Genomic DNA, 26,813 nt, shown 5'->3' on the forward strand with positions numbered 1-26,813 from the left:
TATACATGAAAACACAGTTTAAGCTGGCTAAAAAGTCCATGCTGTTGCTAGGCACCACCATCCTGCTTGTAACAACGGTATTAAGCGCCTGCAGTAACAACTCCAACAGCGCAGGGGGCGGGGCGGCAACAACGGCACCAGGCAGTAATACCGCTGCATCGAATGATCCGGGCACAAGCGGGATCGACCATAGCAAACCTTTGACCATTACGGTGTTTAACAATGCGGCGAACTACCAGGGTGAGCAGACTGGCTGGTACGGCAAACTCCTTAAGGACAAATTCAATATCACCCTGAACATCCTGGCTCCGCAGGTAGCCGGCGATCAGCTGTACAAGACCAGATCCGCTTCCGGGGACCTCGGGGACCTCCTGATTATTGAGAACAGCCAGCTCGAGGAACTGATTCCTGCGGGCATGATCATGGATCTTACGGACTTGATCGAGAACACAGAACATCTGTCCAAATATGTAGACAATCACTTTAAGCCGTTCAATGTGGCGTTCGAGAAACAGAACCCGGAGGGTAAAATCTATGCCCTGCCGGCCTTCACCTCCGACACTTCACCAACCACCTTCTCAGAAGAACTGCCTTATTCCAGTCCGATTCTCCCGTGGGATTATTACAGGGGCATCGGCGCTCCTAAGCTGAACAATCTGAACGATCTCATGACCGCTCTGAAGGATATGCAGGCCAAATATCCGAAGACTCCGGACGGCAAACCGATTGTTCCGATCACACTGTGGAAGGACTGGGACGGCGGAAGCATGGAGAATGTCCGCTGGCTGAGCAACTGGTATGGTTATGAACAGCCGAACGGCACCTCAACCATTCAATTGAATGCCAAAGGCGATATTGTTCCAATCGTGGACGATAACAGCATGTACAAGAAGATCCTGCAGTTCTATTATGACGCCAACAAGATGGGTCTGGTGGACCCTGACTCCCCGTCCCAGGACTGGAACAAAGTATCTGAGAAGCTGACCAATAAACAGGTTCTTCTCCTGTGGTACTCCTGGCAGAGAGGCTTCTACAACACGATTGAAAGAGGAAATCAGGGCGACGGCAACGTAGCGGTTCCTATTGCGGATTCCCATCTGATCCAGAGCAGTGACGCTTACTTCGGAAACGGAAGAGTCTTTGCGATCGGCTCCAAAGCGAAAGAACCGGAAAGAATCATGGAGCTTATGGACTGGATGTCGTCACCAGAAGGTCTGCGCTACTACACGAATGGATTCGAAGGCTTTAACTATGAAAAAACACCAGACGGCAAATTCAAGCTGACTGAAGTCGGCCAGACGGCATTCCAGGAAAATACCCCTGTACCTGAGGAGTACGGCGGCGGCGGTTACCAGGACGGCCAGAGCAAGGTGAATTCTATGATTATGAGTGATTTCGTCATTGACCCGGAAACCAGTGAGTTCTACAACAGCACCTACTGGGCTTCCACCATTGAGGCCAACAAAACGGCGCTGACTACAGACTGGCAAAAAACTTATAATGCTACCACTCCGACAGAGTACTATCAGAAGAACAACATGATTGACATCGTGCCTAACATCAATACAAGTCTTGGCTCGGATAATTCAGACATCAAGAACAAACGCAGCCAGATCTCAGACTATGTCAAGAATACCTCCTGGAAAATGATCTTCGCCAAGGATCAGGCCGAATTCGATCAGCTCTGGAACAAACTGAAGAGCGATGTAGAAGGGCTCGGCTGGAACGATGTCTTTGCCGTAGATAAAGAAAGAGCAGAGAAAATCGTTAAAATGCGTGCTGATGCAGTTGCTAATACTAAATAATGATCCGGTATGATCGAGCATAGTAATTGAAAAGGTAGCCCCGAAGCCATAACCTGGCTTGGGCTACCTTTTTTTGGGGGTGTAACTTATATCTTTCTAATCTAGAATATAAGCCTCGCGAACTGGTACAGCCCGTTCTTCCAGACCGGCCAATCGTGGTCGCCATGCTCTTCGACCCAAATATGCGGCACGTTATGCAGGGATAAGTAGGCATGTGTCCGGTCGCTTACATTCTTCAGACTGTCGAGATCGCCGCAGGACAGCCAGAGCAGGCTGAGCTGTGCGGACGTCTTCCCGGGCTCCGGTACCAGCAGCTCGGGCAGCTTCGTATTGGGAGCCGGAGAGAACGCGCCGATCCAGGCGAAGTGCTCCAGGTTGTTCAGTCCGATATTCAGGGATTGCCCGCCGCCCATGGACAAGCCGGCCAGGGCACGGTGCATCCGGTCTGTGTGAACCGGATAATTCACTTCGATATAAGGGATAAGATCGTTCAGCAAATCCGATTCAAACGTCTCAAAGGCCTCAACCTTATCGGGGGAGAAGATGTCGCCCTCCGCACGGTCATTACGCATCGCCCGTCCGTTGGGCAATACGACGATCATCGGCTTCAGCAGGTGATCTGCATACAGATTGTCCAGAATGACCTGCGGGCTGCCGTGCCTGTACCACTCATCCTCATCTCCGCCAATGCCATGGAGCAGATACAACACACTGTATTTCTCTGCGCTGGAATAACCCGGCGGTGTATATACCCTAGCCTTCCGGATGTTGCCTACGGTAGCGGAGGGGTATTCGATCATCATAATCTCTCCGCGTGTAATTCCTTCCCGCTGCTGATCAAATCCAGATTTTTGTATCGTGTAATCCTGCTGATTCCCGTTCATTTGCTTCTCCCCTTCAATTCTCATCTTACACTCTATTTTACAGCTCAAACTTAACCGGAAGACTGCCGGATATTTCAAACGGCCCGGGTGTTACATTTTTGTCCGGACGCTGCTTTTGAAAGAAGTCATGATCGAAACGGTACGGGGAGCCGTCCGGTTCCTCATAGTACATCTCGGCGTGATAGCTTCTGCCGAGAAGCGCAGTGCTGATCACTGCGGGAGCAGCAGCCTGCAGCATTTCCGGGCTATGAACATGTACCTTCACTTTACCTGTAGCCGGATCGGTTTCAATCTCGATACCGTTCTTAACGTATACCTTTGCACTCGGCTCATGGCTGCTCGGCACCGCGCCTTTCAAATACAGATTGCCCTGAATCGCAACGGGCAGCGGCATTCTTTCGGGCTGGAACGGCTTGCCGGATTCCTCCAACGCCGCAATTTCTTCCCTGGTATACTCCCACAAGCGTTTGTGAAGGGTATTCGGATAATCATTATAGCCGCCCAGTCCGGCAGGATGAAGGTAACAGCGGGAGTTGTCCGGGATACCGTCCATCACCGGGGCACCGTCATCCTCCACATTCTCCCTTGGAGCCAGCGGAAGATGCTCGAAAAAGGTCATCGGCTGCGGCTCTTTTACCGGATCATCATCACCAATAAATATATTGTTATAATACTTGTCGTCGCCGCCCGTAATGTTGCTGTATCCGGCAACCGCTGTCTCATGGGGCATATGGTAGGGAGTATAGCGCGTTAGCTCGGAGCGCACCACAAATCTGCCGGCAAACAAATTGTGGACAAACGCACCGCCCTGGGCCATATTGCGGAAGTTCATCGGCGACAGGAACAGGTTATGATCCACCATATAAGGGCCGTGGCAGACCTCCATGAAGAAATCTTCGGACAGGTTATCATAGAAGGCATTCCGGCTGATACGGGTGCCTTGCGCCTGCCAGTCCAGCCATAGCGCTCTGTAACAGCTGTAGATGACATTCCCGCAGATCTGGGTATCCAGCGAGGCATGGAGCTTGATTCCTCCCACCTCTGCGCCATGGAAGATGCGCTTATGATGAATATTATAAATACGGTTCTGATAGATCTGGCTGAATGCGGCACCTAAATGTCCCACAATTCCCGCTTGCTCACAATCATGAATTACATTATTCCGGACAATATGGCTTCCGATATAATCCTTATGCCAATCCTTGCGTAAGGCGCGGAAAATGACCTCCTGTTCCCGTTGTGTTCCGCCTTTGATACGGCTCTGGGACCATTCATTCTGCCCGGTTGAGATCTCTTTGCCAAGGCTGATGGCCGTACATTTTGACTCGCTGATCAGGTTATTCTCAATTATCCACCCTTTACTCCAATGGGGACCCATAAGTCCTTCCTGTAAAGCCGTTGGCGGAGCCCACTGGGGGGATGCCTGCCGGAGTGTAAAACCCCTGACAGTGATGTAGTTGCGGCCGGTCTGCTCAGGCCAAAAACAATAAGGGCGGACATTGATTTCGACATTCTCCTGACGGGGGTCTTTGCCGCCGAAGTTCGCCCATATGGTAGTTGTAACAGAGCTTACCTCCGCGTACCATTGCAGCAAAGAGTCCTCCGCATATTTGGCCTGCGGCCATACCTGGGGATGCCGCAGTTTGGTAACGCTATCACATTCATACAGTGATTTGCCATCCAGATACACATCTCCCAGATGCGGCTCGAACGCTCCTTCAAACAGCCAGTCACCGTAAAGTTTAACCTGATAGGGATTACGGATGACAAACAGGCTGTTAGGCACCTCTGTCTTCCAGACGCCGTCGCCTTCATCCGTCCAATCCGCCACTGGCTCAGCACCCGTAATGACTACCTCGCCGTCCCCGGCAGACTGATAGACGATCCTCTGTTCCTCTGTTCCTCCCTGAGAAGGATTCACCCACTCCCTGTAAATGCCGGCATGCACAAAAATAACATCGCCTGGTCCTGCCGTAGCTGCAGCGCGGGAGATGGTACGGAAGGGCTGTGCCTCCGTCCCCGGCGCCTGATCACTGCCTTGTATTCCAACATGATATTCCACCAGATAGCCTCCTCTTTCTTTTGTACCCTCATTATTTATTTCAAATGAATTTCCAGGCCTGGTTCTACCTCCGGTACCGGAAGTAGTCGAAATCGGCATAACCCCCGGAGTTCCTGGTGGCATAATGGAACAGCCCGATCCGGTATCCCATGAAATGATCCAGAGTGTACTTCATGTGCAACGTCCGCCCAATAGGTATCCAGGCTGCACCATCTGGAGAATAGAAGAACTGCGCCTGATCCAGGCTGTCTGTGAAGTCGAAATCAATGCGCAGATGCACCTGTCCGCCGCAGAATACGACACTCTCTACCGTCTGCGCACGGCCGTCACCGCCGTTCACACACATGTTCACGGTAAATTTGCCGTCCGCTCCGGCAGCAACCTCCACTGTGCCATACCCGCTTTGCAGGGCTGCCAGCCCTGCCCTGTCGCCGTGCTCCAGCCCTGCCAGATCAAGCATGGTCTCGGCGCTGCAGGCCGGGCCTTCCGTCCGCTGAGTCAGCGTATTGCGCGCCTGAAGGATGCTGTCCGCCGTGCGCCCGCTGCGCAGGCGCAAATAGCCCGGCCGCTCGGTAACCGACCACAGCGCGTTGTCGGGATTATGATTCCATTGCCAGTTCAGCGCCAGCTTGTCGCTGGCATAATTGAACTCATCGCTGATGACAAGCGGTTTCGCCTGTCCTGCAGGGAGTTTCGTCAGGAACGCTTGAGGCACCTTCCCCTTATCCCCGATAACCGGCCAATCCTGCTCCCAGTTTACCGGAAGCACATAAGGAATCCGCCCGACAGCCCCGTGATCCTGGAACAGCACCGAATACCAGTCTCCGGCCGGAGTATCGACAATTCCGCCTTGCGCGACACCGTTATTACGGTAGCCCAGATCATCATCCAGAAGAACCCTCCGTTCATAGGGACCCAGCAGCTCACGGGAACGGTAGCACAGCTGACGTCTGCGGCAGTTGCCGCCGCTTGGCCATTCAATGAAGAACAGATAGTAGTAGCCATTGCGCTTATGCGCGTGGCAGCCTTCAATCCTCAGCCCGATGTCTTCTCGTTCGCCTTCAATCAGCAGCCGGTCAGTTCCGCCCGGCTTCACCGCTGTCAAATCCGCTGTCAGCTCCCTGATCCAAATCTCCCCGTTACCGTAGATTACATAGCTGCGGTTATCATCATCCAGCAGCAGTGCCGGATCATGATGAAGCCCCGGAATCACCGAACGCTCCCACGGTCCCTGCTCAATATCCGTGGCACGGTAGATATAGAACCGGCCCATGTCATTGGAGGAAAAGCACACATAGTAGACCCCGGCCCGGCAGCGGAGGGAAGCCGCCCAGGAGCCGCTACCATAGATGCTCTTGCCGTCCTCCAGCCTATGGGCCGGATGATCCTCCAGAATGTCATACACATAATTCACAATTTCCCAGTCGCTCAGGTTCTCAGACTTCATAATCGGACAGCCCGGCATGGAATGCATGCTGGTTGAGACCATATAAAAGGCAGAACCGGTCCGGATAACATCAACATCCGGGACATCTGCCCACATCACAGGATTAGTAATGACGGCACTATCCAATGAACCTTCCTCCTTAGATTACACTTACTGCTGCGTGAATTGCCATGTTGCCAGCTTGAACAAGAGGGCATTGTCCTCTCCGGTAAATACGATGTAGAGCGAATGTATTCCTGCAGCTCCCGCTACCTCTGTCTTCAGCTCCATCCAGTTCTCACTGCCGGCCGCAGGAATGGTCAATCTGCCGATCAAGGGGCCGGCCGGGTCATCCAGATGCAGCTCCAGCACCCCTCCGGTTTCACCCCCCGTGACCGATGCCGTGAAGGCCGCTGCCCCCCGGCTGCCAAAGTCTACGCCCGATAATCCGATCCAGCCGCCGCCATGAACAGCCTTTACCGCCTGGCTGTCTCTGGCTGACAGCGCTTCTGTCTGCACTCCCGCACACCAGCCTATTGTCGCTGCCTGGACGCATGCATACGGGTTCAGGGCTTCAAGCTGCTCCACACCTTCGTAGTCAGCCTGAATAGCACGAATCGAACCGTCCTCATTGTGGATAAGCCGGTTAAGATGAGCGGAACGGTAACCGTTAGCAATGCCTAGCGCCTGGGACAACGTCTGAGCATGATAAGTGATATACCAGCTGCCCTTGAATTCGAAAATGGCATGATGATTATTACCGGCGACACCGAAAAAATGACCCGGGTTCTTTAGAATTGTCGTCTGATATGTCCACGGCCCCATTGGACTGCCGCTGGTCATATACGCGATCTCCCCCGCAGGAGGGCTTCCTTCCGGGCGTTCCCCGTCATAGAAATTCGAGCAGTAAGTATAGTAGTAGACGCCGTTCCGCTTGTGGATTCCGGCGTCCTCGAACATGAACGGGGCCGGAATGACTTCAGCCGTCCCCAGAACACTGGTCATATCATCTCCCAGCCTCATCACCCGTGCAGTGCCCGGCTCTGCAAACTGTCCCTCGGGTACACCGCCCCCGAAGTAAATATAGCCCTTGCCGTCATCATCGATCAGCACCGCAGGATCGAACAGCCAGGTCACATCCTCCACCCCCGGCGTGGAACGCAGAATCAAGGCTTCCCCGATCGGGTCCACCCAAGGACCCAACGGACTGTCAGCCGACAGAACACCAATGCCACTGGCATTGTTGGCAAAATACAGGAAGAATTTGTCTTTGCCGCCGATCACTTTGTGAACCGCCGCAGGTGCCCAAGACTGGGTAGCCCACTTCGCCGCCCCCCGCGGTCCGGCTACGGGAATCGCACCGTGATCTGTCCAGTTGGCCAGATCGGCCGAGGAGATTACGGTAATTGTATTGATGCTGCTGTAAGAATTCTCCTTGATCGAGCCGTTGTCATCATATTCCAGCATATCATTAGTCATGTACAGATAGACTCTGCCTTCGAATACCAGGGCATAAGGATCAGCCCCGTATTTGTGGGCAACCAGCGGATTGCCTTTTGGCGTTACCTTTCCAGCAGCCTGGTTCAGTGAATGGTTCATTTGATTTCCCCCAGATTCATTTTGTAGATTGGGCCTGTTCACGGAATGCAACGGGCTTCAGTGCCGTCCGTTTCTCAAACTCTCTCAGAAAGTGATGGTAATGCACATAGCCGACACTCTCCACAATGCTCCGGACAGTGTCGTTTGTTTGGAGCAACCGCTTTTTGGCTGCTTCAATACGTAAATTATGAATGTATTCAAGAATGCTGATTCCATGCTTTTTGATGAAGGCCTGGCCCAGATACACCGGATTAATATAGAAATGCTCTGCAATCTCTTTTACCGTCAAATGTCTGGCGTAATTATCCTTCAAAAAATATTCCACCCGTGTAAGCGGATGCTCAGAGCTGCGCTCCTTGTGCTGCCGCATCATATTCATACAGCTTGTCAGCACAATTTGAAGAGTGGCATGCAGAGTTTCCAGCGATTTGGGCTCGGTCCTGAAAAATTCAAGTGAACTGCTCCACTGGTCTTCGTCACCTCCGAATTCCTTCAGCAACTCAGTACTTTTCAGCAGAATATCCATGCCGGTCATCTGTACAACTCCGGGAGCTGTCCGCTGCTCCTTGAATACACGGAACATTTCATTCAGCTTCTCCTGGACCTTCTGCTCCTGCAGCCGTTCCACGGCGCTAATCAGTTCTGCAATCATCCCGGCCGCAGGCATAAGATAGCTCTGCCTGTCCTTGGCATCGCTGGACACACCGGACTGCCCGGTTCCGTCCGAATAGAAATAATTACGGGCAGCGGCATCTGCCGCTTCGCTGTAGGAGACGGGCAACTCGCGGAGTGACCGCACGCTTGGACCGATGCTGACCGAACCCCTTACTCCGTTCAGGCTCAGCTCGGCATGAATCTGCTGAGCCAGCCCAGCTGCAGCCTCCGGGGTTTCCACGACCAGCCCCGCCTGACCGCCGGGCAGGTCGATGAACAAGGCGCCGGCCGGACCGGCCAGCTCCCGGCAGATTCGGGTGATAGTGCCGCTGTCCCCCTCCACATGCAGATATATCCAGCCCGTAGCGGCCTCATCCAGACGATCCATCTGCTCGGTGGCTTCTTCCTCCGGCTCGGCCCAGTGTCCTTGAAGTATGCGGGCAATCGCAAGGGGCAGCAGCCGGCTAGCCAGCATGCTCTGCTGCATCTTCTGCTTAAGGCGCAATTCCAGCTCATCCGTAATATCGGCAAGCGCCTTATCCCATTCCGCTTCAATAACAGGCTTTAGCAGGTAGTGTTTGACTCCATAGCGGATGGCTGTCCTTGCATATTCAAATTCACCATATCCGCTGAGAACAATGAAAATCGGCTGCTCTATCTCTAACCCGCGCACGCGCCTAATCAGTTCCAGCCCGTCAATTCCGGGCATGCGGATGTCTGTAATGACAAGATCAGGCTTACTTTGCGCTATAACAGCCAGTGCTGCTTCGCCATTCTCACAGGCTCCGCAAATTTCGAAGCCCAGCTCCTCCCAATCCGTCAGCGACAGCAATCCTTCTAATGCTATCGTTTCATCATCAGCCAATACCACTTTATACATTCGATTCCTCCACTGCCCGAATCAGGCTTAAGTCCTCAGGGATACGGATGGTAATTACCGTCCGTTCATACTCTGTGCTCTCAATGGAGAACGCGGCTCTGCCGTTATAATAGAGTTTCAACCGCTTGTACACATTGCGCAGCCCGATATTATTACCGGAGTCCTGCTCTGCTTCCAGATGGGACCTTATCCATTCCAGCTTTTCCTTTCCGATGCCTATGCCATTGTCTGTTACCACAATCAATAGCTCTGTACCTTCCCTTGAAGCGGAAACGTGGATTTCCCTCGCCCATTTGACTGACTGCAGGCCATGTTTGCAGGAATTCTCCACCAGGGCCTGTATACACATCTTGGGAATCCGGAATTGCAGTACAGCGGGATCAATATCCAATTCATAATTGAATCTGTTCTGGAAGCGAAATTTCTCAATCTGCAGATACATTTGAATGAACGATATTTCTTCTTCAACGGTAATCAGGTCGTCCTTCCAGCTCAACAGCCTGCGCATGACCAGCGCCAGATTCCGGATCACATCCGTAACTTCGTCATATCTATACTTCTTACAGATGACCAGTATGGCATTCAGCGTATTGAAGAGGAAATGTGGGTCCACCTGGCTCTCCAGATACTTCAGTTCCGCCCGTACCCGTTCAAGGTCCAGGTCCTTTTTCTGAATCTCCAGCTTATACACGTCATTGATCAGATTACGGATTTTTCCGGTCATCAGATTAAAGCTGCGGATCAGTCCGCCGATTTCATCCTTGCCCTCATACATATTAATGCTCTCAAACTGTTCATATTTTACAAGCTTCATATGTTTGTAGAGTAGTCTGACCCGCAGATTATAGGACCGTATGATTACAATCATCAGCAAGGTTGGAATGATTATGGTCAACAGGGCCAGAATAAGCGACAACCGCAGCACGCGGCTCATTTCATTGTTAATTGCCTTGCTTTCCGGGGTTCCTATCAGCCGCCAGCCCTCAGTATAAGACGCAGTTCCAAGTGTACGGACGATCTGTCCGGGTGTCTGGTTCAAGCTTTTGTCTTCATTTAAGAGAACATCGGAGTCCAGCGGGTAGGATGGATCTGTTGTCAGCACAATGCGGTTTTTCTCATCCAAAAGCTTGAAGCTGAGATAGTCACGCTCCTTCTGAAACAGCTCCTGCATACTGTTCAGCCTCAGGTCTATCCGCAAGTACTTCGTGTAAGGCTGGCCCGTGAAATTATCGAGCTTGCGGATCAGACTGACGAATACCTCCTGCTGCGGCGGATTGAGCGGATTGGTCCCCTGATAAGAGGTCAACAGCACCTTGTCAGCGCTGCCTGATATTTTGCGGTACCACTCGCTTTGCTTATCCTTATCCGACAGAACAAAATAGGTGCTGCCGTTCTGGATCGTCGGATTAGAGGTATAAACACCCACCCAGTAAATATAGGAATGCAAGTTGCTGTATTGCCTTAGCTTATCCTTCAGGAAATCATTGTAAGCGTCATAATAAGCCTCGTTATCCGGATAGTCATAGTCCAGCATCTCCATATAGGCACGGTCCGCAGCTACCGTATTGCTTATTGCCACACATTCATTCACGATTTGCATCAGATCATAGGCTACACGTTCTACAGAAATCTGCAGGTTCTCACTCTCCCGCACTTCCACATTGCGGCTGATCTGCACATAGAATAAGGCATTGATGCTAAGGATAGGCACGAGAACACACAACAGATAGATAAACAAAAACTTGTATTTGAGCGGAATATCATTTATAAAAGCAGATGGCTTCCGTTCATCCTTCATGCAGGTCCCCACCTTCCTCTTAATTAGCTCTTCTTGTATACAGAAGGCGTAACCCCATTGAGTGCCTTAAACTTGGCAGCGAACAAATCGGCATCTGAATAGCCCACCCGGGTTGATATATCTGAAATTCCCATATCGGTGCGGCGCAGCAGCTTCTTGGCTTCTTCAATCCGGTATTCATGCAAAAATTCATTAAACGAGCTGCCGCAATGCTTCTTGAACCGTTGTCCAAGATAAGCGGAATTCACATGCAGTGCCTTGGCAATATCCTGCAGCTTCAGTTTCTCACGGTAATACTCGCGGACATGCTCCTTCACCGCCTCCACCATCCCGTCCTCACGGCTGCTCTTCTCCGCGGCTGCGAACCATTCTGCAGCCTCAATCAGTTCCTCCTCTGTCTGCCGTTCCAGCAGCGGCAGACAACAAGCCGTATACTGCGGCGGAAACCACTTTTTCTTCCATGCGGCATAGTCGCCGCCTCTGGCTTCAATTTCACGCAGCAGTTCCGCTTTTATATTAGCAAGGAAAGCATCAATCCATGAGCTGTTATTCACCTCGGCCGTGAAAATTTTAAATACATCGCCCAGTACGGTGCTTAGGCGCTCCGTATTCCCTTCAGTGATGAATTGCAGCAGTGATCTTCTAAGCTCTGCCGGAAGCAACGCCACCTGTGGTTTATCCTGCTCCTGGAAGAAGCAGGCCGCTTCACGGCTGCCGGCACCTGGATGGCAGAGTGCAGCAGTGAGCGCTTCCTGATAAATCTTGTTCAGATTTTCCGGACCATAGTGCTGAAGACTTGCCGAGAATAACACCTGAGCGCCGTAAAGGCCCCTTATCCCGCGAATCCAGCTTCGAAGCATCGCCGGATCAAGCGACGGTCCATCCTGTGGAGATACAAGCAGATACCCGTGCTTCCGGCTTCCGGCGGTAAACGGATAGGCAGCGATGCTGCGCAGCGGCTCTTCTCCATTTATGGCATTGAGCTGATTGCGGATACTAAGGCTGTCGGGTGATGGCCCTTGGACCAGTATACAGCATAACCTTGAGCCAGAAGAGATTCCCAGCGTCTTCAGTGCGCTATGAAGCTCTTCCTCGGTTTTCTCGCGCATCAGGAGCCGCGACACGGTATCCGCCTGCATCAGAGCCGAGATTGCTTCGTGACGCGAAGACACCCTGCGTTCGATATCGATTTGCTCGGATACGGTCTTCAGCGCATCCTTCAACTCTTGTTCATCCAGAGGTTTGGTCAAATAGCTGGACACACCATATTTAAGGGCTCTCTTGGCATACTCAAAATCGGCATAGCCGCTAAAGATAATAAACCTGGGCCGGTGCTCGCTCTCATAAGTTCTTTTTATAAGTTCCAGGCCATCAATGACCGGCATCCGGACATCGGTAATGACCAGATCGGGACGGGTGCTGTGGATCAGCCTCAGTGCATCTTCGCCATCCAGCGCCTCTCCGCATATTTCAAAGTCTAGTTCCTCCCAATCCAGCAGAATCCGCAATCCTTCCAGCATCAGGGGCTCATCGTCGGCAAACAGTACTTTATACATTAGGTTCACCATCTTTATGTCAGTATTTGAATCTCTGCAGACGCCAGCCGCCCAACGGGAGAAACCGCTCCGGCGTCACCCGAAACGGTTATAAATAATTTTTACTTATATAAGTAATTTTTACAATTTATTCTTTGACGCTGCCTAAGTTCAATCCTACCACGAAATACTTTTGTAAAAAAGGATAGACGAACAAAATCGGAACAGCGGTAACGATGGTGATTGCAGAACGGATCGAAGCCGGGGTCACCAGCGCCTGCACCTGATTGTTCTGGCCTCCGGCCAGCATGGAAGGATCGTTGTTTGTACTCATGGTAGAACCGAGCAGCTTCATCATTTCATATTGCAGGGTGCTTAGCTTGATATCCGAGGATGCATAGAGGAACGTATCAAACCAGGCATTCCATGAGCCTACAGCAATGAACAAGGCGACGGTAGCAAGTACGGGCGTGCACAACGGGAAGATGATTTTCCAGAAAATCCGGAAATCCCCCGCTCCGTCAATCTTCGCCGATTCGGTAAGACTGAACGGTAGGCCGCGGATGTATGTCCGCATAATAATCAGGTTGAACGCGCTGACCAGGCCCGGAAGGACATAAACCAGGAAGTTATGCAGCAGGCCCATATTTTTGATCAGGAAATAGTTCGGAATCAGACCGGCGTTGAAATACATGGTCAGGATGAACAACAGTCCGATTTTTTTACGGAAGATGTATTGCGGCTGCGCCAGGGTGTATGCCAGCATGGTGGTCAGGAATACGCCCACTACAGTCGAAATAACTGTACGGGTTACCGAGATAAAGGCGGCATGGTAGATTGTCCCTGAAATAAAGACAGCTCTATAATTCTCCATCGTCCAGTGACGCGGCCACAGGTAGATTCCCCCGGCGAGTGTATCACTGCCGTCGTTGAAAGAAACAGCGATTGTATGGAGGAATGGATACAGTGTGGTGGCTACCACGAAGAGCATAAACAGTGTGTTAATTGTATGAAATACAGCCGGTTCGACACGGCCAGAACCTTTTGTCACAGCTTTCATATGAACTCCTCCTTCTATATTAATCGCTCTTCGCCAAGGCGTTTAGCGGTATAATTCGCACCGAAGACAAGAATAACACTGACAATCGTTTTGAAGATTCCTGCTGCTGTTGCCAGAGAATAGTTCCCCATAGAAATCCCATATTTGATTACGAAGATGTCAATGGTCTGCGAATAGTCTATAGTAAGACCGTTGCCCAGCAAATATTGAAGTTCGAAGCCGGCATCCAGAATATGTCCAATATTCATAATCAACAGAATAACGAAGGTTGCTTTAATTCCCGGAAGGGTTACATAGCGCATTTTCTGAAAACGCTTGGCACCGTCTATAGATGCCGCCTCATACAGCGAAGGGTCAATTGAAGTAATGGCAGCCAGATAAATAATCGTGCCCCAGCCTACCTCTTTCCACACATTGGAAGCTCCGACAATGCCCCAGAAATATTTCCCTTCACTAAGCCACATAATCGGTTCTTTAATCAGGTGAAGCTTCATTAAAATTACATTGACAATTCCGTCATCAATCGACAGAGAGGTGGCAACGATCCCGGCTGCAATAACCCAGGATAAAAAGTGAGGCAGATACGAAATCGACTGAACGATACGCTTGAAGTACTTGACTCTGATCTCGTTGAGCAGCAGTGCGAGGCCAATCGCAGTAGTCGTGCCGAGCACCAGATTGATAAAGCTCATAGCAATTGTATTTCGCAGTACCATAATAAAGGTATCATCAGCGAACAGGAATTTGAATTGCTGCAGACCTACCCATTCCTGCTGGCCGAAGGACAGCGCCGGGCGGTAGTTCTGAAAGGCCATGATCCAGCCCCAAATGGGAACATAGTTGAATATAATCAGATAAATTGCAATCGGCACCGACATAAAAATCAGCTGCTTCTGTAGCTTCAGTGTCTTCCAGCTTAGGCTCACACCGATTTCCGGATCGACTCTGCGTTTACGGGTCTTCTGTTTTTTGACCTGTTTGTCCAATACGGCATCAGACATGTAGTGTTCCCTCCTATAAGTCATTCTCTCCACACAATCCTATTTATGAGGAGCGGGAAATCTGATTTCCCGCTCCTGCTCTGCCTTGAATGAATTTATTTGACGCTCCATTTCTCGATGCGCTGCTGGATTCCTTCGTTGATCCGGTCTTCATAGGCCTTAATATCCAGCTTATGAATCTGCTTGACATAATCGCTCCAGACGCTTTCGAATTCATCCGGGCTGGCCATGATGGCCTTCGGCAAATATTTAACCTGGAGATCGTTCAGCTTAGATTGTGCAAGCTGGGCTGGAGAACCGTCTTTTAGTACGATAGAATAGGCCGGGAAATAGATATGGTTCTCTTTCGGTTCTTTGAAGAATTCCGACCATGATTTTTTGTTGTAGGCCTTCAAGATCTTCTGGTCGTAAGGCTTCAGACTGTCGAAGAATTCCTGCGGCTGAGTACCAGGATCTGCTGCGTTTCCATCGCTGTAAGTACCTTGTATTTTCGGCATATACCCGTGCATACCGGTGATTTTGTTCGCCAGCTGCCAGCTTGTCTGATCAGCATTCTTGCGTTGTTCCGGCGTCCGGTAGAATGAGCCGTCTGCATTTACTTCATAATCCTCACCCTCGATGCCCCATTGAATAATCTTCTGCCAGTCCTCGGTAATCATCTGATCCCAGAATTTAATAATGCGGACAGGGTCCTTGGCATTGATCGAAATTCCGAATCCGCGGTTGGTGCCGACAGCTCCGCGGTCGCGGTACCATTCCTCATAACCCGGATAGAGCAGCGGGAAGCCGATATACGTATCTTCAATTTTGCCTTGGGAGATCAGGGAAGTCTCACCATCCTGGAAATTCCAGTGCTGGTCAAACATACCGACAACCTTGCCGCTTGCAATTTTGGCCAAGTACTGGTCATAGTTCTGTACAAACGCTTCCTTGTCCATCAGCCCTTGGGCGTTGATTTCATTTAGCTTCTTGTAGTAAGTCTTGGAGATATCCTTGTCGGCAAAAATCTGGGCTACGTTGTTATCCACAATGACAGCTCCGTCATTCGGATGTCCTGACAGATGTTCAGGCGCATTCTGCAGCGGGAATACACGCCAGTCGAAGTTGAGTGACTCGAATCCGATCGCATCCGGGTGCTTCTCCTTGTATTTGGCTATGATATCAAAATACTCATCCAGGGTCTTAGGTGTCGGGTATCCCATTTCCTCAAGCACCTTTTTCTGCAACCAGAAGCCTGGTCCCTGATAAGTAGGTTCTGTAATTTTACCTTGGTATACGCCGTAGCTCGGCAGTACGTAGATGTGACCGTCGCTTTCATCCTTGATTTGATTCCAGACATCAGCATAATGCTTCTTCAGGTTAGGGGCATACTGCTCGATCAAATCCTCAAGCGGAATGTACGCCTTGGCATTAATCAGTTTGTCATCTCCAGACATAATATCCGGATAGTCGCCTCCGGCAATCATAACCCCAAGCTTCTGCTGCAGGTCGCCTACCAGAAATTCCATATTAAAGCTGACACCGGTCTTGTCTTTCATCAGCTTCAGAATTTTGTTGTCTCCTGTCGGCTGCTGTCCGGGACCGCTCATGAATACTGAGAATGTTACCGGAGCATTATCTTCTCCCTCTGCCGCCGGACTGGCGTTTCCTCCAACCGCGTTGTTCTTGCTGCCAGTGTTGCCGTTACTGTTGTTGCTGCCGGATCCACAGCCTGTAAGTGCCAGTGTAAGTGCTAATACACCGGCCGCGGCGGTCCAGGCGGAACGTTTTTCCTTTTTGTACATGTGATATGCCTCCCCTTTTTGGCTAAATGCTTCTCATTTCATCTGGTGACATCTTTAATTATACTTTTAGAGAATGCGCTTACAATTCATAAACTATAGTTCTTCCCCCCTTAAAAATCGATAAAATGAAAACGCTTGCTCTTTGATGGAAACGCTGTTGTCACTCTTATAAACAGGCATAACCTCTTTCAGCCAAACTCTTCGTTGCAACAGAAAGGGACTAGCGCGAATACGCCAATCCCTAGCATAAACTTATGGCAAACTTTCGCTGGCGGCTTGCAGTTTCTGTCTCAGCCTTAAAAAGTATAGAGGCTTCCGGCCTCTGCAGTGAAGGTAACGGGTTCAAGACCCGGTCCTTCCAGCCGGAAAGGTCCGGACATAGTGCATGTAACCGCCACTTCCGTAACAAGTCCCTCAGCCCAGGTGAAATCAAGCGTATAGCCGCCTCTCGCCCGCAGACCCTTCACACTGCCTTCCCCCCAGATTGAAGGAAGGGCCGGCAGCAGCCGGATGACACCGGCGTGACTCTGCAGCAGCATCTCGGCGATGCCCGCAGTGCCTCCAAAATTGCCGTCGATCTGGAACGGCGGATGGTTGTCGAACAGATTAGGCAGGGTGGAATCCTCCAACAGCGCCCGCAAATTTTTATAGGCCTGATCCTTATCCTGAAGTCTCGCCCAGAAGTTAATGATCCATGCCCGGCTCCAGCCCGTGTGACCGCCGCCGCTCTCCAGTCGTCGCACAAGTGTCTTCCGGGCTGCTGCCGCCAGCTCCGGCGTGTGCTCCACAGTGAATGCATCGCCGGGATAGAGGGCGAACAAATGGGATATATGGCGGTGTCCCGGTTCCACCTCTTCGTAATCCTCCATCCATTCCTGAATCTGCCCGTATTTCCCGATTCTCGGCTTCGGCAACCGCTCCAGTGCAGCTATCAGCTCCCTGCGGAAATCCTCATCCTTACCGATAATCTCCGCACTATGTACACAAGCCTGGAACAGCGCTTCGATAATCTGGAAATCCATTGATGCCCCGGCACACAGCACACCTGATTCCCCGCCAGGGAGCCGGTACATATTCTCCGGGGATACGGAAGGACAGGTAATCAGGCCTCCGTCTTCATCCTCCATGAGGTATTCCAGCAGGAACTGGGCCGCCTCCTTCATGGTCTCGTACGCCTGCACCAGATAATGACGGTCCATGCTGAACCGGTAGTGCTCCCACAAATGAAGACACAACCAGGCAGCACCCAGCGGCCAGAAGGAAGAGGGCAGATAGGTATCCTGCGGAGCAGTATCAGCCCATAGATCTGTATTGTGATGGGCTGTAAATCCGCCGCAGCCGTACATAACCTTAGCCGTAACCCGCCCCGGCTCCCGCATCCGCTCAAGCAAATCAAACAGCGGCTCATGGCATTCCGCCAGATTGCATGTTTCAGCAGGCCAATAATTCATTTGAGCATTGATATTGATTGTGAACTTGCTGTCCCAGGCCGGTGAGAAGCTGTCATTCCAGATCCCCTGCAGATTCGCAGGCAAGGAGCCCGGGCGGCTGGAGGAGATGAGCAGATAGCGGCCATACTGAAAATAGGTCGAAATAAGCCCGTGATCCTCCTTTCCCTCCTGAAAAAGCTTCATCCGTTCTCTGGTTGATTTCTCATCCAGCGCGGGGTTCTCCGGGAGCGCAAGCGCAACCCGCCCGTACAAGCTGCGATAATCTGCAACATGGCGGTTCAGCAGCGTGTCATAAGGAACCTTGCATAACTGTTCGAGATGCCGCTTGGCATGCAACCGCGGATCAGCCATGCGGAAGGTGGTTCCTGCGTCAAGCAGCAGCGTCACTGAGCTTGCTTTTTCCACCAGCAGATACTCCCCGAGAGTGCGGCAGCTGCCGTCTTCTGAAACGGCTCGCAGCACAGCGGTGAAGGAGCTGCCGCCTTGGCCGCCGCATTCTCCGCTCATGACAAGTCCGCTTTCCTGCCATTTCTCTGTTTTCTCAAGGTATCTCCAGTTATGGCGGTTAAATCTCGCCTTCAGCGACAATGCATTCTTGCGGTCAGCGGTAATCCGGATGACTATAACTTGATCCGGGAAGCTCGCAAACAACTCGCGCGTATACCGGACCCCGCCGGTTATATAGCTTACCCGGGATATGCCACGCTCCAGGTCCAGTTCCCGTCTGTAACCCTCAGCAGTCTGATCATGCCCACCGAACGACAGCAGCAGCTCGCCAAGCGGAAGATAATGGCGCTGCGCCTCAGGCATTCCCGCCATCGACATCGCTGCCAGCTCCTCTGCCTCCCGCAGCTGCCCTTCAAGGATCAGCTTGCGGAGCTTGGGCAAATTCGGCAGTGCATCTTCGTTGTTGCGGTCACGCGGACCTCCGTACCATACGGAATCCTCATTAAGCTGCAGCTTCTCCTCGGCTACCCGGCCGTAGATCATGGCTCCGAGCCGGCCGTTACCGACCGGAAGCGCCTCATTCCATTCCTGCGCCGGTTCACCGTACCATAGCTGCCGGCTGTGTTCCATGGTTGACATCATTATTCCGCTCCTTCATCCGCCTGTTATAACATCTATTTAACAGTACTGTGTTTAATCACGGCTCTATCATTGCCTTGATAACCTTGCTCTCAGGCTTCAGCCAGTTCTCAAACCGGCCGGTCATCTCCCCGAACAGGCAACGGCGGGAAAGTTATTCCAGGGTAAATGAAGCCAGTTGAGCGCCTCCGTTGCCGGTATAAGTGAAATACAGTGCTTGAACGCCATCAGGAACCGCCACTTCAGTAGTATATTCCTTCCATACATTCGTGAAGCCAACCGGAATCCGTCCAAGCGCCGGTCCATCCCAGGCTGTCTTTACCTCAAATTCCCCTTGGCAATATCCACGCACCTTAATGGAGACCCGGGTAACTCCCCCGCAACTGAAGTATTTGAATCCGGCGGTAGCGGAATCGGTCATATTGGCAATGTAGCCGGTCTCTTCATCACCGTCTCCACCATCCTGGGTAATCTTCGGAAAACGGCTGTCCATCCAGGCGCCGATCGGGCCGAAGCCACCGGTGTACATCTCCTGATCCTTGCAGAACAGGTGGCAGGCTATATAAGCCGGGTATTCCCCGCGTCCTTCGAGCGGTCTGCCGTTCGGGCCGCAGGACGTAATCTCTACCTGCGGAATCGTACCGTCTTCGAGGAATACAATCCGTTCAATGCAGCCCTGGCGGCTGAAGGCCGTTCCGTTGGTATGCCGGTGATAGAAGATGTACCATTCTCCATTAATCTCCACGATGCTGCCATGATTATTTCCTCCGTAATACATCGGCTGGCCTGCAGGCTTGTATGTATCAATATGGAGATCGCAATTGCTTACAATGATCCCCCGGTAAACAAAATCCTTGGCAGGATGCTTGCTGGTCGCATAACACAGCTCATGCATCGAGATCGAGGAATAGATCAGGTAGTAGGTATCCCCTCTTTTACGGATAGAAGGGGCTTCAAAGAACTCATAACCCTCAAAGCCGGTCCCCTTGCTGTACGGCTGGCTTGGTGCTACAAATACCGGCTTTTCAATAATCGTAAGCATATCGGGACCCAGGACAGTCGCCATCGCGCCGTGTCTTGACCGGTCTCCGTACGAGCAGAAGCCTGTGTACAGGTAGGTTTTGTCCCCCTCTGTCAATACGCCGGGGTCAAACTGCGGCTCATCTCCCTCCCGTTCACCCAGACGTGTACCGTCCGCATAAGTTACATAACCGTAAAATTCATATTTGCCGCCGGGCTTGTCGCAGACAGCCACCGATACCACAGGAACCTTGTCCAGTACATAGTATAGATAATACCGTCCGTCAGGCCCAAGGGTTACATCAGGCGCATACAGGCACATGCTGCCATCCGGGTTCAGCGGATCATCGGTTGCCCGGTACATCACACCTTCATACCTCCAGGCGGCCAGATTATCTTCCGGCGCCGACCAGCAGGCGTAATCATTCAAACAGAAGGCGTGGCCGTTATAACGGTCATGTGATCCATATAGATACACTCTGCCTTCAAATACATAAGGCTCGCCGTCAGGAATATATTCCCAGGATGGTAAATACGGATTGAATCCCTGCTGTTGTGCCATTATATATTCCTCCTAGTTATAGCTTCATATAATTTTGCGCCTGATTGGTATCATTTCACCCGTACCATTTATACAACTTGCTTTATACAACTTGCGGTTTACCCTGACAGTATCAGTATAGTGAAGCCGCTTGAGCGAAGTCCATGACATATCGGCACCTATAATTGATCTATTCTAAGATCCTTGTAATGGAGCCGCAAGCTTCAATAATTTCATAGGAAAACGCTTTAATTTCAATATCGCCTGACATGTTATAATTTGGGCACACCGCTAACTACATGGAGGATTGTTATGAATAATTTCACTGAAGGCTCTTTCTATACGGGGGAATACAGAAACCTGTTCCTTGAGAACGGACTGTCATCAGAGGCTATTGCGCAGAGGCTTGAAGAGATCTGGAGCGATTTGTTCTACGGAGCTCCTGATGTGCGGATATATTATCCGATGGATGATGATAAGGGATACATCGTGGACACCGGAAATACAGATGTGCGGACGGAGGGTATGTCTTACGGGATGATGATTGCTGTTCAGATGAACAAAAAGGAAGAATTCGACCGGCTCTGGATGTACGCCAAGGTGTTTATGCAGCATACGGAAGGCCGTTACAAAGATTATTTTGCCTGGCATTGCAAGCTCGACGGGACACAGCTGTCCCCGGGTCCCGCGCCGGACGGAGAAGAGTTCATCGCAATGGCGCTGTTCTTCGCTTCAAAGCGCTGGGGAGACGGGGCTGAACCGTACAATTATTCCCGGCAGGCAAGAATTATTCTTCGGGCTTGTGTGCATAAAGGTGAAAACGGAGGGGAAGGTGATCCCATGTGGGACCCAGCAACCCGGCTCATCAAATTCATTCCCGAGACCCCATTCAGTGATCCGTCCTACCATTTGCCGCATTTCTATGATTTATTCGCCCTACTGGCTGATGAACAGGACAGCGAATTCTGGAGAGATGCGGCTGCCAGAAGCCGTGCCTATCTGCACAAAGCCTGCCATCCGGTAACGGGCCTCTCCCCCGAGTATGCTAATTATGACGGAACGCCGGCTGCACCCCAGCCGCATGGTGATTTCCGCCACTTCTTCAGCGACGCTTACCGGGTTGCTGCCAATATCGGGCTGGACTATGAATGGTTCCGCTGTGACCCGTGGCAGGTAGGGCAGTCTAACCGGATTCAGTCTTTCTTCCGGGATATTGACCCTGCGGATTACCGTCGGTATACCATTGACGGGCAGCCCTTTAATGAGTCCTCTCTGCATCCGGTTGGTCTGCTGGCAACTTTGGCCATGGCTTCACTTGCCGCAGACGGACCCGATGCGGGTCATTTCGTCAAGCTGTTCTGGAATACTCCGCTGCGCACCGGAGTCCGCCGGTACTACGATAACTGCCTGTATTTCTTCAGCATGCTGGCTCTTAGCGGAAACTACCGGATCTATTAACGTACTTATTCCTCAATTGACACGAATCAAGTGGAGAAGATAAGAGCAAAGCAGCGATTTTCCACTAACAGGAAAATCGCTGCTTTTTTGAGGTTATAAAATGCAATTATTGTCCCAGCAGTATTTTGGCATAGGGCGAATCAATCGGGATCATAATAACCGGCTCATTCTTCAGCGTGGTTACATAACTCTCCAGTGTACGGTAAAAGCTGTAGAACTCAGGAGACTTGCCATAGGCCTGATTATAGATTCTGGCAGCTTCCCCTTCCCCTTCAGCGATGATTTTCTTGGCGTCCGCTTCGGCCTGGGCCATTAGCTCTGTGGAGGTACGGTCAGCCTTGGAGGTTATTTTCTTGGATTCCTCATCCCCCTCTGACAGATAACGCGCAGCAATGGACTGGCGGTCCGAGATCATCCGGTTGTACACGCTTTGCTTGTTCTCTTCCGGCAGATCGGTCCGTTTGATCCGTACATCAATGACCTCAATTCCGTAATTATCACGGGTCAAGGCTGAAATTACGTCTTTGGTAATCTCATCGTTAATATTGCCCCGTCCGGTATCCTCACTGATAATATTCTCGTAATTGACCTCCGACAGCTTGCGGCGTACCGAGTTATATACCGCTTCATCAATACGCTGGATCCCGCCGCCGACAGATTGAACGGTTCTCAGAAACTGCGAGGCATTGGTAATTCTCCAGACGGTATAATTATCAACCACAATCGGCTTCTGGTCCTTGGTCAATATACTGGTTGGCGAGCTTTCATACGTCATCTGGTATTTGGGCAGTGCAGAGACATTCTCGATAAAAGGAATTTTCAGCTTCAGCCCGGGCTCCTCGACCGTACGCATGGCTTCACCGAAACGGAGCACTACTTTGTATTCGCCCTCTTTCACGATATACGTAGAGCCGGCCAGCAGAATAACCAGAACTACAGCTGAAATCAATGTAATGATTTGGTTTCTTTTCACTGTGCATCTCCTCCTTGCGGTGCCGCAGAAGCAGCCGGAGCGGCCGTAGTGCTGCGCATCAGCTCATTCAGCGGCAAATAATTTACAGTATCACTGCTTGAGTTGGTTATGAAAATCTTGGCGCTAGGCAGAATGGTCTCCAGTGTCTCCAGAATCAGCCGGCTCTCGGTTACGCTCTGATTGTTGCTGTATTCGGCAAAGATAGCATTGAACTGGGCTACATCGCCCTGTGCATTCAGGATACGCGATTTCTTCTCGCCTTCGGCTTTCTCGAGGAGCGCCTGGGCATTACCGCGGGCTTTCGGGATAATATCATTCTCATACTTCTTCGCATTGTTAATCTTGGTATTCTTCTCTTCGCGTGCATTGGTTACCTCACGGAAGGCTTCCTCTACCTGGCCGCTCGGCGGCTCAATATCCTGGAATTTGATATCAATGATCTGAATGCCCGTGTTGTATTTATTCTGGAGATCTACGAGCAGCTCCCGGACCTTATCCTGAATGACCGTCTTTCCGTCGGTAATGGCATAATCCAGCTTCTCGGAACCGATCACGGCACGGATCGATGAGCTGGCCGAGTTGCGCAGGAAATGTTCCGGATTATCAATGTTGTACAGATAATTGCGAATATTGCTGATCTTCCACTGGACCACCGCATCGGCAGAGACGATATTCTCATCGCCCGTAATCATCATCGCTTCATCCTCAACAGCTACAGAGCCTCCATCGTCCTGGCGGTACCCGATATGGATCCGCTGGGTCAGCTCTGCCGGCACCGTAATCACTTCCTGCACCGGATAAGGCCACTTGAAATGAAGACCTGCCGAGGACTCATTCGTATATTTGCCAAAAGTCAGAATAGCAGCACGTTCCTGCTCCTGCACGGTGTAAAAAGAAGAGGAGCCTAAATAAAGCAGCACAGCGGCGGCTGCCACCCCTAATCCAATCTTCTTATACATTCCCGGTTTCAGCTCGGGAAGCTTGCGTCCCGGCACGGGATTATTGCCATCCCCATTCATGAAATTCAAGATGCATCGCTCCTTTTAGCGTATTTAAGTCTATATAGAGATACATATACGTAAATAAAACAAAAAAGTCGCAAATTTCGCGACTTTGTTCAAGCTTGCTGATTTTTGCTGCATTTTTCTCATTACAAGAATTATGGGCTTGCAATACTAAGTTCAACTGTATATAGTTTAACTATACAGTATAACTGTATATATAATTGCTCTAATATATTCAGCGGGAGGCCGGGAATGGAACGGAACAAACATTTACCACTGACGGAAACTGTGTATTACATTCTGCTGGCTGTGCTGGAGCCTGCCCACGGGTACCTGATTCTGCAGAAGGTAGAAGAACTCAGCGGCGGGCAAGTGCGGATGGCAGCGGGCACCTTATATGGTGCAATCGAGAATCTGATCAAGCTGAAATTCATCCAGCCGGTACCCAGTAGCGACAGCCGCCGCAAGGTGTATGTCATTACAGACAAAGGGCTTGATATGCTCCGCCTTGATCTTGACCGGATGAAGCACATGATATCGGTGACAGAAGAACGACTGAAATGAGATGGAGGAATCGGATCATGAGAAAATTCAAATTTTTCACCAATTTCGACCACGAAGAACACTGGCTGCGTGAGATGTCCCGGCAAGGCTACCGCTTATCGGACAAAGGAACTTTCAGTTACACCTTCGTGCCCGCCCCGCCTGAAGACGTCCTGGTCAAGATGGATTACCGGATCTTTAAGAAACGTGAGGATTTCGAGGATTACCGTGCCTTGTTTGAGGATAGCGGCTGGGAACATGTCCTGGGCACCAAAAGATCAGGGCATCAGTATTTTAAAGCTGCACGTAAACAGCGGGACGAGGAGATTTTCTCAGACGTTACCTCCAAAGCCAGCCGCTACAAGCGGATGGCGGAGATGTGGGCTATGCTGGTTTTATCCTTTTTCCCGATCCTGATTGCCCTGATTTTGACCAACACCATTGACCTGCAAATCGTAACAAATCCGAAATTGCTCTACTACACGCCTGGTTTATGGGATATGGAGGGAATGAGCTTCTGGAGAGCCTTTCTGTTCGAAACCCCGTTCGCCCTGTTCAGAGGCTTCCTCTGGCTCTTTCTTCTGATAATGTTCCTGCTATATCTTTACTTCGCATACAGTGCCAACAAACAATATAAAAAAGCACAGAAAAGCTGAACCGGCCTACAATGCGGCAGCCGCTTCATTCACACACCGGAGCGCATAAACACAACAAAAGGTGCTTCCGCTGTACCAGCCGGAAAGCACCTTTTATCAATTACTGGACAAATGTATTGCGGACCCGCCGGGATTTAAGGAAATAAGGAATCCAAATGGCACAGGTGACGACGGAGCGGCCAATGTCACTGACGCTGCTGCCGTCCTCCAGCTCCTGGACAATGGGAATCTGCTGAACCAGGGCATAATCAATAATTCCAATAATCATGCTGCCCCCATAAAAAATAATCATCAGCAACGGCACCGAGGATTTCTTGCTGTAGAACATCCCCAAAACAAATAAACAGAATAAAAATTGCCCTACATTGGCAATTGCCTCAAAAATGATAATCGGTCCCCACAGCACATGGTACAGCTCTGAATCTTTGGCCGTAAGCAAGCCCCAAATATCCGGCTTCAGGCTGGGAATCGTAGATTGAAGAATCTGCACCGCCAGCATAAGCAGTGTCAGAAATAATCCGATCTGAATCAGCACCAGCCAGCCGCCGAGCCCCTTCGGCCCGTCCAGCGGATGGTATTCCGTTTGATTCTGCATATTAGTTTCCATTTACATACTCCTTTGTTTGTAGTTTAAGCAGCCTGCATCAATGCCCAGGCGCAACAGATATCCGTTCGGCCAGCCCCGCCAAAAGCGGCAGCCGTCTTCCCCTCAGCAGTGAGTACAGCAGCGCGATTACCAGAACTGCGAGAAGTACGTAGACCAGACAGTACCCGGCATAATACGCAATAACATTAACCCCCGGCACAAAATAGAACAGCGGTATAACAAATTTGGCAATGGTGAAGAGGACAATCAGCGCAAGGATACCTCTTAGGTGGTCCCGCAAATATGTATTCGTGATTAACAAGTATATTATACTGAGGAGAACAAAGGTATAGGACAGCTTGAGATACCGGTTAAGAATCAGCACAGTATCATAGTCCGCATACTTGGAGTAGATATTGTACAGCACCGGTACAGCCGCCAGGATATACAGCAGCAGCATGCCAAACCTGGCGGCTGCCCCCGGGCGGAGGTCATTTTGTCCACCGGGAGATTCACTCTCCGGCTCTTGCTCCTCCTGCGGTTCCTCGTGCTTAACTGTTCGCGTCTTCAGCGGCATTTTAACCAGAAAGAATACGGTAACCGCTACAGTCACAGCACAATATACCAGATTGGCCGGCCGCAGGATCTGCGCAGGATACAGACAAAGCTTATACAGTATAGACGCTAATTCCACAGACAGAAACATCAGCACCATATAATGCCTTCTCCCAAACCATATCACACTGACTGCAGCAGCAAGTATAACCAAAATCGAAATTGTCCCGGCCAGACTCCCGCTGGATTCCTGGTTATTATCAATATAAGCGATGAAGCTGTAAAAACGGCTGCTTAACAAACTGAATAAAAGCTGCATTCCAAATAAAACATACACTATCGTATTGAGCTTGCTTGTACGCCTGCCGGCTATCCCCAAAGTCATCCTCCCTTTCAAATATAAGGTTACATGACGATTATTCTGTGCAGCTAACGGTTTTTCCTGCTTGATT

The 26,813-nt window shown here is 50.8% G+C and carries 20 protein-coding genes; 4 read left to right on the plus strand and 16 right to left on the minus strand.

Annotated features, from left to right (window positions below; genetic code table 11):
- The first annotated feature begins 5 nt into the window (after window positions 1-5).
- A complete protein-coding gene (locus LOS79_RS12490) occupies window positions 6-1,805 on the plus strand; it encodes a type 2 periplasmic-binding domain-containing protein (protein ID WP_315420051.1) in 1,800 nt (599 codons plus the stop codon).
- Between the two features lie 101 nt (window positions 1,806-1,906).
- Here LOS79_RS12490 and LOS79_RS12495 read toward each other — a convergent pair whose 3' ends face one another.
- From LOS79_RS12495 to LOS79_RS12550, 12 genes are all read right to left on the minus strand, one after another.
- Entirely contained in the window at window positions 1,907-2,713 is an 807-nt protein-coding gene (locus tag LOS79_RS12495; RefSeq protein WP_315420053.1) for an alpha/beta hydrolase, read from the minus strand.
- 13 nt (window positions 2,714-2,726) lie between these two features.
- The gene (locus LOS79_RS12500; RefSeq protein WP_315420055.1) at window positions 2,727-4,751 is read right to left on the minus strand and encodes a right-handed parallel beta-helix repeat-containing protein; all 2,025 of its coding nucleotides are present in this window, start codon (window positions 4,749-4,751) and stop codon (window positions 2,727-2,729) included.
- Window positions 4,752-4,815: 64 nt separating this feature from the next.
- The gene (locus tag LOS79_RS12505) at window positions 4,816-6,324 is read right to left on the minus strand and encodes a glycoside hydrolase family 43 protein (RefSeq protein WP_315420058.1); all 1,509 of its coding nucleotides are present in this window, start codon (window positions 6,322-6,324) and stop codon (window positions 4,816-4,818) included.
- A 24-nt stretch (window positions 6,325-6,348) separates the two neighbouring features.
- Window positions 6,349-7,776: a glycoside hydrolase family 43 protein gene (locus LOS79_RS12510; RefSeq protein ID WP_315420061.1), complete on the minus strand. Its 1,428-nt coding sequence runs from the start codon at window positions 7,774-7,776 to the stop codon at window positions 6,349-6,351.
- A gap of 16 nt (window positions 7,777-7,792) precedes the next feature.
- Window positions 7,793-9,310 (minus strand): response regulator, encoded by a 1,518-nt coding sequence (locus LOS79_RS12515; RefSeq protein ID WP_315420063.1) that lies wholly within the window; start codon window positions 9,308-9,310, stop codon window positions 7,793-7,795.
- Window positions 9,303-11,108, minus strand: coding sequence for a sensor histidine kinase (locus LOS79_RS12520; protein ID WP_315420065.1), 1,806 nt, complete (start codon window positions 11,106-11,108; stop codon window positions 9,303-9,305). Before LOS79_RS12520 ends, LOS79_RS12515 begins: the two co-directional genes overlap by 8 nt.
- Before the next feature lie 23 nt (window positions 11,109-11,131).
- Window positions 11,132-12,664 (minus strand): response regulator transcription factor, encoded by a 1,533-nt coding sequence (locus LOS79_RS12525; protein WP_315420068.1) that lies wholly within the window; start codon window positions 12,662-12,664, stop codon window positions 11,132-11,134.
- A 127-nt stretch (window positions 12,665-12,791) separates the two neighbouring features.
- Window positions 12,792-13,703 carry a carbohydrate ABC transporter permease gene (locus tag LOS79_RS12530; RefSeq protein ID WP_315420071.1) on the minus strand — a complete coding sequence of 304 codons (912 nt, stop codon included), beginning with the start codon at window positions 13,701-13,703 and terminating at the stop codon, window positions 12,792-12,794.
- A gap of 14 nt (window positions 13,704-13,717) precedes the next feature.
- Entirely contained in the window at window positions 13,718-14,704 is a 987-nt protein-coding gene (locus LOS79_RS12535; protein WP_315420074.1) for an ABC transporter permease, read from the minus strand.
- A 95-nt stretch (window positions 14,705-14,799) separates the two neighbouring features.
- The gene (locus LOS79_RS12540) at window positions 14,800-16,488 is read right to left on the minus strand and encodes an extracellular solute-binding protein (RefSeq protein ID WP_315420077.1); all 1,689 of its coding nucleotides are present in this window, start codon (window positions 16,486-16,488) and stop codon (window positions 14,800-14,802) included.
- A gap of 296 nt (window positions 16,489-16,784) precedes the next feature.
- The gene (locus LOS79_RS12545) at window positions 16,785-19,028 is read right to left on the minus strand and encodes a glycoside hydrolase family 95 protein (protein WP_315420079.1); all 2,244 of its coding nucleotides are present in this window, start codon (window positions 19,026-19,028) and stop codon (window positions 16,785-16,787) included.
- A gap of 151 nt (window positions 19,029-19,179) precedes the next feature.
- Window positions 19,180-20,607 (minus strand): family 43 glycosylhydrolase, encoded by a 1,428-nt coding sequence (locus tag LOS79_RS12550; RefSeq protein ID WP_315420081.1) that lies wholly within the window; start codon window positions 20,605-20,607, stop codon window positions 19,180-19,182.
- 291 nt (window positions 20,608-20,898) lie between these two features.
- On the opposite strand from LOS79_RS12550, the gene LOS79_RS12555 reads away from it, so the two are divergent.
- Window positions 20,899-22,044 carry a family 8 glycosyl hydrolase gene (locus LOS79_RS12555; RefSeq protein WP_315420084.1) on the plus strand — a complete coding sequence of 382 codons (1,146 nt, stop codon included), beginning with the start codon at window positions 20,899-20,901 and terminating at the stop codon, window positions 22,042-22,044.
- Between the two features lie 106 nt (window positions 22,045-22,150).
- Here LOS79_RS12555 and LOS79_RS12560 read toward each other — a convergent pair whose 3' ends face one another.
- Together LOS79_RS12560 and hflK are read right to left on the minus strand one after the other, a co-directional pair.
- Complete coding sequence (locus LOS79_RS12560; protein WP_315420086.1) at window positions 22,151-23,017, minus strand: protease modulator HflC; 867 nt, start codon at window positions 23,015-23,017, stop codon at window positions 22,151-22,153.
- Window positions 23,014-24,036, minus strand: a complete 1,023-nt coding sequence (gene hflK, locus LOS79_RS12565) for an FtsH protease activity modulator HflK (protein ID WP_315422176.1) — start codon at window positions 24,034-24,036, stop codon at window positions 23,014-23,016. Before hflK ends, LOS79_RS12560 begins: the two co-directional genes overlap by 4 nt.
- A gap of 237 nt (window positions 24,037-24,273) precedes the next feature.
- Between hflK and LOS79_RS12570 the strand changes: the two genes are divergently transcribed.
- Window positions 24,274-24,585 (plus strand): PadR family transcriptional regulator, encoded by a 312-nt coding sequence (locus LOS79_RS12570; protein ID WP_315420087.1) that lies wholly within the window; start codon window positions 24,274-24,276, stop codon window positions 24,583-24,585.
- 17 nt (window positions 24,586-24,602) lie between these two features.
- The gene (locus LOS79_RS12575; protein WP_315420090.1) at window positions 24,603-25,220 is read left to right on the plus strand and encodes a DUF2812 domain-containing protein; all 618 of its coding nucleotides are present in this window, start codon (window positions 24,603-24,605) and stop codon (window positions 25,218-25,220) included.
- Window positions 25,221-25,320: 100 nt separating this feature from the next.
- Here the strand turns inward: LOS79_RS12575 and LOS79_RS12580 are convergent, their stop codons facing one another.
- Together LOS79_RS12580 and LOS79_RS12585 are read right to left on the minus strand one after the other, a co-directional pair.
- On the minus strand, window positions 25,321-25,827 hold the full coding sequence (locus LOS79_RS12580) for a DUF2569 domain-containing protein (protein WP_315420093.1): 507 nt from the start codon (window positions 25,825-25,827) through the stop codon (window positions 25,321-25,323).
- A gap of 37 nt (window positions 25,828-25,864) precedes the next feature.
- On the minus strand, window positions 25,865-26,680 hold the full coding sequence (locus LOS79_RS12585) for a hypothetical protein (protein ID WP_315420095.1): 816 nt from the start codon (window positions 26,678-26,680) through the stop codon (window positions 25,865-25,867).
- Window positions 26,681-26,813 lie beyond the last annotated feature (133 nt).

Origin of the sequence: Paenibacillus sp. MMS20-IR301, from assembly GCF_032302195.1 — a bacterium.
Lineage (GTDB): Bacteria > Bacillota > Bacilli > Paenibacillales > Paenibacillaceae > Paenibacillus_AQ.

Coding starts and splice junctions, on each gene's coding strand:
- LOS79_RS12490 (WP_315420051.1), top strand. CDS start 6: ATGAAAACACAGTTTAAGCTGGCTAAAAAGTCCATGCTGTTGCTAGGC.
- LOS79_RS12495 (WP_315420053.1), bottom strand. CDS start 2,713: ATGAGAATTGAAGGGGAGAAGCAAATGAACGGGAATCAGCAGGATTAC.
- LOS79_RS12510 (WP_315420061.1), bottom strand. CDS start 7,776: ATGAACCATTCACTGAACCAGGCTGCTGGAAAGGTAACGCCAAAAGGC.
- LOS79_RS12515 (WP_315420063.1), bottom strand. CDS start 9,310: ATGTATAAAGTGGTATTGGCTGATGATGAAACGATAGCATTAGAAGGA.
- LOS79_RS12520 (WP_315420065.1), bottom strand. CDS start 11,108: ATGAAGGATGAACGGAAGCCATCTGCTTTTATAAATGATATTCCGCTC.
- LOS79_RS12525 (WP_315420068.1), bottom strand. CDS start 12,664: ATGTATAAAGTACTGTTTGCCGACGATGAGCCCCTGATGCTGGAAGGA.
- LOS79_RS12530 (WP_315420071.1), bottom strand. CDS start 13,703: ATGAAAGCTGTGACAAAAGGTTCTGGCCGTGTCGAACCGGCTGTATTT.
- LOS79_RS12535 (WP_315420074.1), bottom strand. CDS start 14,704: ATGTCTGATGCCGTATTGGACAAACAGGTCAAAAAACAGAAGACCCGT.
- LOS79_RS12540 (WP_315420077.1), bottom strand. CDS start 16,488: ATGTACAAAAAGGAAAAACGTTCCGCCTGGACCGCCGCGGCCGGTGTA.
- LOS79_RS12545 (WP_315420079.1), bottom strand. CDS start 19,028: ATGATGTCAACCATGGAACACAGCCGGCAGCTATGGTACGGTGAACCG.
- LOS79_RS12550 (WP_315420081.1), bottom strand. CDS start 20,607: ATGGCACAACAGCAGGGATTCAATCCGTATTTACCATCCTGGGAATAT.
- LOS79_RS12555 (WP_315420084.1), top strand. CDS start 20,899: ATGAATAATTTCACTGAAGGCTCTTTCTATACGGGGGAATACAGAAAC.
- hflK (WP_315422176.1), bottom strand. CDS start 24,036: ATGAATGGGGATGGCAATAATCCCGTGCCGGGACGCAAGCTTCCCGAG.
- LOS79_RS12570 (WP_315420087.1), top strand. CDS start 24,274: ATGGAACGGAACAAACATTTACCACTGACGGAAACTGTGTATTACATT.
- LOS79_RS12575 (WP_315420090.1), top strand. CDS start 24,603: ATGAGAAAATTCAAATTTTTCACCAATTTCGACCACGAAGAACACTGG.
- LOS79_RS12580 (WP_315420093.1), bottom strand. CDS start 25,827: ATGGAAACTAATATGCAGAATCAAACGGAATACCATCCGCTGGACGGG.
- LOS79_RS12585 (WP_315420095.1), bottom strand. CDS start 26,680: ATGCAGCTTTTATTCAGTTTGTTAAGCAGCCGTTTTTACAGCTTCATC.